We start from the raw sequence: 11076 nt of genomic DNA on the forward strand, positions 1-11076 counted from the left end.
AAAATTACGCGGAAAAGGCGTTTCAGCTTGTGCAACCTGCGACGGTGCGTTTTTCAGAAACCAACATGTAGTTGTAGTTGGAGGTGGTGATACCGCAATGGAAGAAGCGACCTTCCTTACCAAATTTGCAAGCAAAGTAACGGTCATTCACAGGCGTGATGATCTTCGTGCCTCAAAAGCCATGCAAACCCGGGCATTCAATAATGAAAAAATTGAATTCATGTGGGACAGTGAACTTGTTGAAGTCCTTGGGGATAAAGTTGTGGAAGGTGTTAAGGTCAAAAACAGAAATAACGGCGAAGTCATTACATTGGATGATGTGACCGGTGTTTTTGTGGCGATCGGGCACAAGCCGAATACAGATCTTTTCAAAGGTGTGGTTGAGATGGACGATGTGGGCTATATACAAACCAAAGGCCAATCTACAGAAACCGACCTCCCCGGATTATTTGCCTGCGGTGATGCGATGGACGCCGTGTACCGACAAGCAGTTACAGCAGCCGGAACCGGATGTAAGGCTGCTTTGGATGCCGAGCGCTATTTGGGTGAGATTGAAAGCGAGAAAGCCATCGCCGAATCTCACTGGAAGTAATTTGTTGATAGATTGATAGTTGATAGAGTGATCATCACTTTATCAACTATCAATCTATCATTTTTTACCTTTCTTCTTCCCTACCGTTTTTTCTTCTTTCTCTTCTCCTTCTTCAGAATCGGAGCTCTCTTTTTTTGATTTGGTTTTCGGTTTCTCTTCTTCCTCATCTTCATCTTTGATATCAATGAATTCGGCATCCACGGAATATTCGTCATCATCGGTAACTTCACGTTCCACTATGATCTGGTAATCGTTGATGAACATCGCAAACATACCAATGGCTGCTATTACCGGTGCCATGGCGGCAGCAAGTGTCATTCCTCCAACGCCAACCGTTAAGTTGGTCTCGAATTTGATCTCACCCTCTTTATTCTTGATGATAAGCTTGCGGGCACTTCCTTCCTTGATCATTTTTCGGATCTGACTGATCACCTCATTAACTCCGCCCTGAATCTCCTGGTAGATGGTTTTTGCCTTGTCTTTAGCTTCTTCTTTTTTCATGATATGTAAGATTTATGAAATTTTTTTGTAAGGAATTGCTTTCTCACCGCTCTAACTACGTAAAGATAACATAAAAGATTCAGGTACAAATTATGCTTTCAAGAGTTTATTGCGCATCCACCGTCGGGGTAGATGCAAAGATCATCGACGTAGAAACCCATCACACCAACGGAATGGTCGCTTTCTTTTTAGTTGGACTGCCGGACCGTGCGGTAAAAGAATCCCGCGACCGGGTAGAAGCGGCTATCCGGAATACAGGTTCTTATTACCCGCTGGGAAGGATAACGGCAAACTTAGCTCCGGCCGACCTCCCAAAAGAAGGAAATGGATTTGACCTTCCCATTGCGATTGGCATTCTAAATATGTCAGGACAACTTCACACCGATAAGCTTGATGATACCGTGATGCTGGGAGAGCTGGCTTTGGATGGAAAGATCCGTCCCGTGAAAGGAGTGCTACCAGTAGCAGTTGAAGCTGCAAAAAGAGGATTCAAGTACTTGATCGTCCCAAAAGAAAACGGGGGAGAAGCTGCAGTTGTGGAAGAGCTGGAAGTCTTTCCATTTGAACATCTGAACCAGGTTAAAGACTGGCTTGAAAATCGGGGAAGCATGGAGCCATTGCGCAGCAATGTGGAGCAGTATTTCAACCAAAATGGAAAACATAATCCATTGGATTTCAGCGACGTGCGCGGACAGGAAAATGTGAAGCGTGCTTTGGAAATAGCAGCCTCGGGGGGACATAATGTGATCATGGTGGGCCCTCCAGGCTCCGGTAAAACCATGATGGCCCGGCGCATTCCAACCATATTGCCACCTCTTACTTTGGATGAGGCACTGGAAACTACCAAAATTCATTCCGTTTCCGGGATATTGGAATCAGGGAAAGCACTGATCACAAAAAGACAGTTTCGTTCTCCGCATCATACGGTATCTGATGTGGCTCTGGTTGGAGGCGGAAGTATACCGATGCCCGGAGAAATATCTATGGCACACAATGGGGTGCTGTTTTTGGATGAACTGCCGGAATTCAAGCGAAGCGCGCTGGAGGTGATGCGGCAACCTCTGGAGGATGGATTTGTTTCTATTTCACGTGCGCGGATGAGTGTTACCTACCCGAGTCGAGTGATGCTGGTGGCTTCGATGAATCCCTCGCCCTCCGGCGATTGGTATGATCCGCACGAAATGAATGGAACTTCTTCCATGCAGATGCAGCGGTACCTCAGCAAAATAAGCGGGCCACTGTTGGATCGGATCGATCTGCATATTGAAGTACATAAAGTGAGCTACGAAGAGCTTTCAGGAAAAGCGAAGGGGGAATCTTCAGAGGATATTAGAAAGCGGGTTGTGAAAGCGAGGGAAATTCAATCCAAGCGGTTTATGGGAATGAAAGGGGTGTACAGCAATGCCCAGATGAGTACGCGTATGGTGCGCAAGGTTTGCAAGCTGGATGATGCGGGCTCTGAGATCCTCAAAAAGGCCATCACCTCACTGGGACTTTCTGCCCGGGCATACGACCGCATCCTAAAAGTCTCCCGCACCGTAGCCGATCTGGATCATTCCGAAAATATCAAATCCAACCACGTGGCCGAAGCGATTCAGTATAGGAGTCTGGATAGGGAGGGGTGGCTGGGGTGAGAACTCGGTCAATCGTAAAGCAGGTCTGAAGACCTTTGCTTGTTAATTACAGAGGTAAAACAGATTTGAGAATTTTACTAATAAACCGGGGTAATGTTAGTAGCTACTGTAGTTGAAATTATTTTAGAACATAAACAAGCAAAGGCCTTTAGGCCTGCAAATAAGGAGAAAAATGTCGCAATCATTTTCAAATCATTGGATCCATTGTATTTGGAGAACAAAGAATAGTCGTAGGATCTTATTGAAATCTTACAGATACAGGCTGTTTGGTCATATGAAAGAATATGCTTCTAAAAATAATATTCTGTTAGATATCATAAACGGTGTTGAAGACCATGTTCATTGTCTAATTCGGCTTAAAACCACTCAGTCTGTGGCGGATGTAATAAGAATTATAAAAGGAGAGTCTTCTTTCTGGGTCAATAAGAATGTGATTCTTGAAGAACATTTTGAATGGCAAGATGGATTTGGAGTAATCTCAGTTTCACCAAAAGAAATAAATGGGATAAGGAAATACATTTACAATCAAGAAAAACATCACCACCACAAATCACTTAAAGAAGAATTCAAAGAGCTAAAATTCACAAAGAAAATAAACAAGCCAAGGTCTTCAGACCTGTAATAATTGGCATGTTGTTCGATGTTGGGTGTTCATTTCACATGTTCATGCGGTGTTATCAGGAAATGTTTTTAGTATAATTATAGTTAAGTGATTGTCGTTTAATGCGATAGAATAAGTAAATGGAGACGGCTATGAAAAATAGAACAGCATATTGGAAAGGAGGAATGGTATTCAGCCTGCCGGTGCTGATCATTTTGGTCTATTTGTGGCTGGTGCTATAAATGGGTTGATTCGTGCTTTGAAATTGGATAAGCTTTCCGTTCAAAATTAATCCAAGACCGCACAGATATTTTGTCCATTTTTGTTGATGTAGCTTTGCCGGCAGCCGTCCGAAAGCAGTTTACCTATCATGTACCTCAAGAGCTTGAAAACTCCATTCAAGCCGGACAAAGGGTATGGATCCCATTTCGGAATTATAATGCCATTGGGGTGATCGTCCGTCTTCATCAGCAAAAGCCTTCCTTTAAAACCAAGCCGGTTCGCAAGATCCTCGATGAAAAGCCGATCCTTTCCAAAGAACTTCTGGATCTCACGGAGTGGATCTCAAAATTCTATTTTGCCAGCTGGGGCGAAACTATTCAAGCCGCTCTTCCCGCCGGATTGAATTTCGTATCCCGGAAATATCTAACAGTTTCAGATGATACCGATGTATCACAATTAAGTGAAGAACAATTAGAAGTCTTAAAAGACCTTCAGGAGAATAAAACTACTTTGGATGAAGCCAAAAAGCGATGGAAGGGAACCGGACTGAATAAAGTATTCTCGAAACTGCTGAAGGATAAAAAGATCGAAATTTGGGAAGAGCCCGATCTAAAAGTAACGGTGGCCACTGAACGAGAATGGATCTGGGCGGATGGGAAAGACGAGAATGCAGCCAAAGCATTTTTGGAAAGCAAGGAAGTAAATGAAGAACTGAAATGGACCTCAGCCTTAGCTCTTATTGCAGATGAAATACCCATCCGGCAATCTGAAATACCGGATGACTCTGTATTCACTTCGTACACTTTAAAAAAATTACAGGATGAGGGGTGGATCACCTTTCGAGAGGTAGAAAAAAATACTGGGATCGATCATCTTGAATTTGAGCCGGACTCCATCAAAACACTAAATGAAGATCAGGAAAAAGCTTTTGAGAAGATCAGTGATGCTTTAACCAAGGAAGAGTTTACAAATTATCTGCTTTTTGGGATCACCGGAAGCGGTAAGACCGAAGTTTATATTCACGCATTAAAGCAGGTGGTTGAAAGCGGAAAGGGCGGAATTGTTTTGGTGCCTGAGATCGCACTTACGCCCCAAACGGTATCTCGTTTTTTTAGAATTTTTGGAGATGAAATTGCGGTGTTACACAGCCGAATGACCAACCGCGAACGGCTGCGTGCCTGGAAAGATCTGAATGCAGGAAAGAAAAGCATTGCCATCGGCCCGCGTTCAGCTGTATTTGCTCCGATACAGAATTTAGGATTGATCATCCTGGATGAAGAACACGACAGTTCATATAAACAGATCGATCCCGCACCAAGATATCACGCCAGAGAGACAGCGATCGTTCGGGCCACTATGAATGACGCCGTGGTGATCATGGGTTCGGCAACCCCGAGTATGCAGGCTTTGAATATGGCTGCGAAAGGAAAATGTGAGTTACTGGAACTCACAAAACGACATGCTGAGGCTGTTCTTCCTGAAGTCAAGATCCTGGATCTGAAGCAATATAAGGGAGCCATGCGGGGAGAATTTGCAGTCCCATTATTTATGGCGATGGAGGAGGCCCTGAAGAAAAACGAGCAGATTATTCTGCTTTATAATCGCAGGGGTTATGCCAGTTATTTACAGTGTGAGGATTGCGGCCACATTCCTGAAAGTCCCGAAAGTTCGGTCAGCCTTACCTACCACAAGCGCAAAAATCTCCTGATGGATCATTATACAGGCTATTCCCGCCGAAAAGATCTGAAGTGTGAAAGCTGCGGTTCAGCCAATTTGAAGGTACAGGGTTCCGGTACTCAGAATATTGAAGAACAACTGGAGGAGCTTTTTCCCGATTCAAATATCATTCGGTTTGATCGTGACTCAACTTCCCGCAAAGGGGCGCATGAAAAGATACTCAACACTTTTGGGGAAGGGAAAGCCGATATCATGATCGGGACGCAATTGGTGGCCAAAGGACTTGATTTCCCTAACGTAACGGTGGTTGGCGTTGTGAATACCGATACCGAACTGGCATTTCCGTCCTTCCAGGCTACGGAGCGGATGTATCAGCTGCTGAGTCAGGTTTCGGGACGCTCAGGCCGGGGCGATAAACCCGGGGTCGTATTTTTACAAACCCGACAGCCTGATAACCCGGCACTGAAGTTTGCCAGAGATCATGATCACCGGGGATTTGCAAGGCAGGAAATGGAATTTCGAAAGCCTTTGTATTATCCCCCATACTCACGATTGATCCGGTTTGAGCTGAAGTCAACCAAAGATCATGAGGTAAATATGGCGGCTCATATCTTAAAGAAATCGATTGAGTATGTGATCTCTGATATACCCGTTTTGGGTCCTTCTCCTGCAGCCATTCACTGGATGAATAAAAAATTTATTTGGGAGATCATGATGAAGATAGACACCGAGAAAGGGGCGAATTACATCGAACGTATGCTGGAAAGGATCATGGCCGTTTATGAAGCTGATATCAAGGGGAAGTTTTCGTCGGTTCGTGTAAATGTGAATGTTGATGCGATCCATTAGATATTGATTAAATAAATTGTTTTACGAAAATCATAAACTTATATTGGGGTGATGCAATTATTCAATCGAAAAGAGAATGATTGGGTTGAGGCAAAGATTGAACAAGCTACTAAGGAAGATTTTGCAAGAATAAAATCCTCTGATGAGTTTTTGTTTGACTGGACCAAAGAGCGAAAGCGAAGTGTTTTTAAAATGCTGGAAGTTTCTACAGGGAATATTCTAGGATTGATTTCTGTAACTGATTTTCAGGAAGAACTAAGACTTCACATTAATTTGTTGGAGAGCTCAAAATCAAATGTTGGGAAAAACAAAGTTATTGATGGCATAGCAGGAAGCTTGATCGCACATGTAGTGTCTAAAGCTTTTGAAAATGGATATAACGGTTTTGTATCACTTATTCCCAAAACTAATTTGATAGAATATTATATAAAAATGTATGGATTTATTCGTGTTGGGAATGCTCTTGTAATTGAAGGAGAGCAGTCAATCAAATTGATCAAAAAACATTATAAATCATGAGAATCGATAAAATTTACCAAAAACTTAAAGAGCAGTATTCTGAGGATGAAATTGTAGAATCCTATATAATCCCTGAAACTGTAAAGGAAGATGAGACTCAATACGCTATCTCCCAATACAGAGAGGAACGGCTTAACCAAATGTCAGATCATGAGAAAGTGGTTTCTAAAGTTATAAGCTTGAAATTCCAAATAGTTAAATATGTAAAAGAACAGTCGTTTTCATTCCAGAAAACATTTGGATCCTTTTTGTTGGAGTATATCCAGGCATTAGGTCGATCGCGTAAAGAAATTTCGAAGGATCTGGACCTGCACTACACAAAGCTTAGTCGCATTATAAATGATCGGGAAGAGCCAAGTATAGAGCTATGCTACAGGCTTGAAAAACATTCTGGAGGGCTGATCAACGTGTTTAATTGGTGGCAACTTATTAAGAAAAAAGAAGAGTTTATCCTGTCTCAAGACATTGAACTTAAGAGAGAGGAGCAGAAAAAAGTCTCAAATAGCCTAACTATTTCAGAGTAAGTGCAACAAGTAACTAAAAAATTTGCAAAAGCCCTTTCAAAGTTGGTATTTAAGGACAGTTATATACCATATAAAAATTGACGGAAAATGGGAGAAGAGCGCGTTAAGCTTGCGGACAATAATGAAGAGGTACAAGCTTTTATGAAGCATGTGCTTCGCGATATGCGGGCACTGAAAACTATGCTGGATGAGGATTGGTTCGAAACAGATATCCTGCGTATAGGAGCTGAGCAGGAACTTTGCATGGTTGATCCGCACGGAAAGGTATTTCCCAAATCTATGGAAGTTTTGGAGGCTTTGGGAGAAGGTAATTACACCACGGAATTTGCCCGGTTCAACCTTGAGATCAATATGGATCCGCTGGAGTTTACGGGTAACAGCCTCTCGCAGATGGAGCATAATTTGCATGATGAGGTGGAGAATGTAAGGAGAACCGTTCGTGAGATGGGCGGTGATATTTTATTAACCGGAATTCTCCCCACTATCCGGAAAATGGATGTGGATATCAAAAACCTGACGCCTCTTCAGCGGTATGAAGCTCTTTGCGAGGCTATCAATAGACTGCGCGGAAAAGAATATGAACTGCGTATTCAGGGGATGGATGAGTTGCTCATGAAGTTTGATTCCCCACTTCTGGAAGCGTGTAACACCGGTTTCCAGGTTCATTTGCAGGTGAAGCCGTCCGAATTTGTAAAACGGTATAATATTGCTCAGGCTGTTACAGCCCCTGTTTTAGCGTGTGCCGTGAATTCGCCGGTGCTTTTCGGAAAGCGTCTTTGGGCTGAAACCAGGGTTGCCCTATTCCATCAATCTATTGATACGCGACAGGTGGGAGAGCATTTGCGGGATTCGAGTCCAAGGGTAACTTTCGGGAATCAGTGGCTGGAAAACAGCATCCTGGATATTTATAAAGAAGATATTTCCCGCTACCGCGTGATGCTGAGTGCTGAGATCGAAGAAGATGTCGAGCGGCTGATGAAAGAAGGAAAAGCCCCTGAACTGATGGCCCTGAGGGTGCACAATTCTTCGGTTTATCGCTGGAACCGACCTTGTTATGGTGTTGGAAACGGAAAACCGCACCTGCGTATTGAAAACCGGGTTTTTCCATCCGGGCCAACGGTGGTCGATGAGGTGGCAAATGCCGCTTTCTGGCTGGGATTACTGAACGGGTTTGAAGATGAATATCCGGATATCACCAAAGAAATGGATTTTGACAATGCGCGCATGAACTTTTTTGCGGCTTCAAAACTTGGGCTCGACACAAAGTTTGTCTGGACCAAAGACCGAAAGATGACGGCGGTTGATCTGATCAAAGATGAATTGTTGCCTATTGCTAAAAACGGACTTCAAAAAGCTGATATAGATTCGTCCGATATTGATACCTATCTGGGAGTGATCGAAGAGCGAGTGAACACGGCCCAAACAGGTTCCTATTGGGTGGTGAAATCATACGGTAATCTGATCAAGGAAGGTAATCGTGAACAGACCCTTTCGGCCATCACCAACGCGATGATCAAAAATCAGAAAAAAGGGGAACCGGTTCATAAATGGGCATTGGCAAAGATTGAAGACATGGATCACTGGAAGCCCTCTAAACTGATGGTAGAGGAATTCATGACTACCGACCTCTTTACCGTTCGCAAAGATGATATTCTGGAATTTGTAGCCAATCTGCTTGATTGGCGAAGTATTCGATATATACCGGTAGAAGATGATCAAAAACATTTGTTAGGGCTCATCACCATGCGTAAGGTTTTACGTGAATACACCAAAGTTGTAAATGAAGATGAAGAAGCTTCGGTTACACAAACAGTGAATGATATCATGGAGCAAAACCCAATAACCATCCACCCTGAGGCTTCCATTATGGAGGCTATGGAAATAATGCAGGATAAAAAGATCGGTTGCCTGCCGGTCGTAAAAAACAGTCGATTGGTTGGGGTAATCACTGAAGATAATTTCATGAACATCACCCGGCGCCTGCTGCAGGTATTAGATAACGAGAAAAAGAATGAGGAAGAGTGAATTGATAAAGTGACGAGTGATGAAGTAAGCATTACGAAGTTAGTTGCTAAGTAATATTTTATTACTCGTCACTTTATCATTTTTAAAACAGAATATTTTGCAGGATACGAAAGAAGAATTATTGAAAACAGAGAACATTGAATACTCAGACCGATTGATTGGTGATTTGCAGGGAGCACATCCGGGCCCGACTGTAATTGCTTTGGCCGGTATTCATGGAAATGAACCTACAGGAATTGAAGCCATCCGGCATATTTTTGAGAAGCTGGAATCTAAAAAATCAGAATTTCATGGACGGTTTCTTGGGTTGATCGGAAATATAGAAGCACTGCGGGAACGAAAAAGATTCATTGATGAAGACATGAACCGGATCTGGTTCACCTCTATATTAGATAAGATAAGGCGAACCCCTATTGAAGAGGTACAGACAGCCGAGCGAAGGGAAACCAAGAAGCTGCTTGAGATCATTGATCCTATTATTACGGAAGAGGAACCAGAATACCCGGTTATTTTTGTGGATCTGCATAGTTTTTCCGCCGAAAGCGGTTTGTTTGTGATCAGTACAAGAGATGACCGCAATGTGGAATTGCTGGCTCAGCTTCGGGTTCCACTTATCTTTGGGATAGAGAAAGCCCTGCACGGAACGGCTCTTAAGTATATTCAGAATACCGGAAATATAGGTTTTGCTTTTGAAACGGGGCAACATTTTACCGAGGTCGCTGAGGACAATGCCACGGCAGGACTCATGTGTCTCCTTGTAGCCGCCGGATGTATTCTGGCTTCCGAGATCGAAGACTTCACCCGCTATTACGATTACCTGAACACACAAACCGAAGATCTTCCCCATAAAGTGGAGTTCCTGTATAAGCACATCATAGAGCCGGGCGATCGCTTTGAAATGCGTCCCGGGTTCAAAAACTTTGATAATGTTAAAAAAGGGCAGTGGCTGGCCAACGACCGCCATGGAAAGATCCTGGCTCAGCGAAGTGGCTATATTTTGATGCCGCTGTACCAGCAGCAGGGCGAGGATGGCTTCTTCATTATTGAGGAGTGTGAGTAGTCTTACTCATTTATTTTTTGGTGATTTTTTTATCCCGAATTATTTTTGTTGAGTGGCGGGTACTTTGCGTAAGTTTACAGACTATATTTTTTTGAGAACTTTGTGACTTAATAATGAAGAACGATTACGAATTTATTGACGGAACCAGGCTTTCCTCTGTGATTGAAGCCCTGATCTTTGCCAGTGATGAACCAATTCCGGGATCCAAGATCCGTGAGATCATTGTGGAAAATGAAGAACAAATTGAGATTACGGAAGAAACCGTTCAGAATTTTGTGGACAAGCTGAACGAACGCTATGATGAGAATGGCCTCAGTTTTCGCATTCAATTACTGGGCGGAGGATACACGTTTGTAACCGAATCCAAATACCACTATTGGCTGAGTGTTTTCCAACATGAAAATGCATACCGGAAGTTGTCTCAGTCGGCTATTGAGTCGCTGGCCATTGTGGCCTACCGGCAGCCCATCACCAAACCGGAAGTGGATCAAATTCGCGGAGTGGATTCCGGCTATATCCTCCGGCAGTTGATGGAGAAGGCTTTGATCGAAGTTTCCGGACGGGCCGACAGCCCCGGGAAGCCCTTGCTTTATCGAACTACCAAGCATTTCCTAACCCACTTTGGCATCAACTCAGTGGATGAGCTTCCGAAACCACGCGAGATCGATGAGATCCTGAAAGATGATGACATGGCCGAACACCGGCAGTTACTTATGGAACGACAGCTGATGATGGATGACATGGATGCAGAAGATGAAGTATCTCCTGAAGAAAAAGCCCGGGAAATATTCGATGAATTTGAAGAGAAGAAAAAGGCCTCTGAGAATAATGAGGGGGATGAAAATCATCCCGAAAATGGACAAGATAATTTA

The 11076-nt window shown here is 43.4% G+C and carries 10 protein-coding genes; 9 read left to right on the forward strand and 1 reads right to left on the reverse strand.

Annotated elements, in window-relative coordinates; translation table 11 throughout:
* Positions 1 to 592: NAD(P)/FAD-dependent oxidoreductase (locus tag VFM80_RS02900; protein ID WP_395069367.1), on the forward strand; the 592-nt coding region annotated here is incomplete at its 5' end.
* A gap of 57 nt (positions 593 to 649) precedes the next feature.
* On the opposite strand, the gene VFM80_RS02905 is transcribed toward VFM80_RS02900, so the two are convergent.
* Entirely contained in the window at positions 650 to 1093 is a 444-nt protein-coding gene (locus tag VFM80_RS02905) for a DUF4342 domain-containing protein (RefSeq protein ID WP_395069369.1), read from the reverse strand.
* A gap of 92 nt (positions 1094 to 1185) precedes the next feature.
* Between VFM80_RS02905 and VFM80_RS02910 the strand changes: the two genes are divergently transcribed.
* From VFM80_RS02910 to scpB, 8 genes are all read left to right on the forward strand, one after another.
* Positions 1186 to 2727: a YifB family Mg chelatase-like AAA ATPase gene (locus VFM80_RS02910; protein WP_395069371.1), complete on the forward strand. Its 1542-nt coding sequence runs from the start codon at positions 1186 to 1188 to the stop codon at positions 2725 to 2727.
* A 172-nt stretch (positions 2728 to 2899) separates the two neighbouring features.
* A complete protein-coding gene (gene tnpA / locus VFM80_RS02915; protein WP_395069373.1) occupies positions 2900 to 3349 on the forward strand; it encodes an IS200/IS605 family transposase in 450 nt (149 codons plus the stop codon).
* A 291-nt stretch (positions 3350 to 3640) separates the two neighbouring features.
* Positions 3641 to 6076, forward strand: a complete 2436-nt coding sequence (priA, locus tag VFM80_RS02920; protein WP_395069375.1) for a replication restart helicase PriA — start codon at positions 3641 to 3643, stop codon at positions 6074 to 6076.
* Between the two features lie 51 nt (positions 6077 to 6127).
* The gene (locus VFM80_RS02925) at positions 6128 to 6595 is read left to right on the forward strand and encodes a hypothetical protein (RefSeq protein ID WP_395069377.1); all 468 of its coding nucleotides are present in this window, start codon (positions 6128 to 6130) and stop codon (positions 6593 to 6595) included.
* Complete coding sequence (locus VFM80_RS02930; RefSeq protein ID WP_395069379.1) at positions 6592 to 7119, forward strand: hypothetical protein; 528 nt, start codon at positions 6592 to 6594, stop codon at positions 7117 to 7119. Before VFM80_RS02925 ends, VFM80_RS02930 begins: the two co-directional genes overlap by 4 nt.
* Positions 7120 to 7206: 87 nt before the next feature.
* Entirely contained in the window at positions 7207 to 9144 is a 1938-nt protein-coding gene (locus VFM80_RS02935; RefSeq protein WP_395069381.1) for a CBS domain-containing protein, read from the forward strand.
* Between the two features lie 97 nt (positions 9145 to 9241).
* On the forward strand, positions 9242 to 10204 hold the full coding sequence (locus VFM80_RS02940; protein WP_395069383.1) for a succinylglutamate desuccinylase/aspartoacylase family protein: 963 nt from the start codon (positions 9242 to 9244) through the stop codon (positions 10202 to 10204).
* Between the two features lie 113 nt (positions 10205 to 10317).
* Positions 10318 to 11076: SMC-Scp complex subunit ScpB (scpB, locus tag VFM80_RS02945; RefSeq protein WP_395069385.1), on the forward strand; the 759-nt coding region annotated here is incomplete at its 3' end.

Source organism: Gracilimonas sp., from assembly GCF_035704785.1.
Taxonomy (GTDB): domain Bacteria; phylum Bacteroidota; class Rhodothermia; order Balneolales; family Balneolaceae; genus Gracilimonas.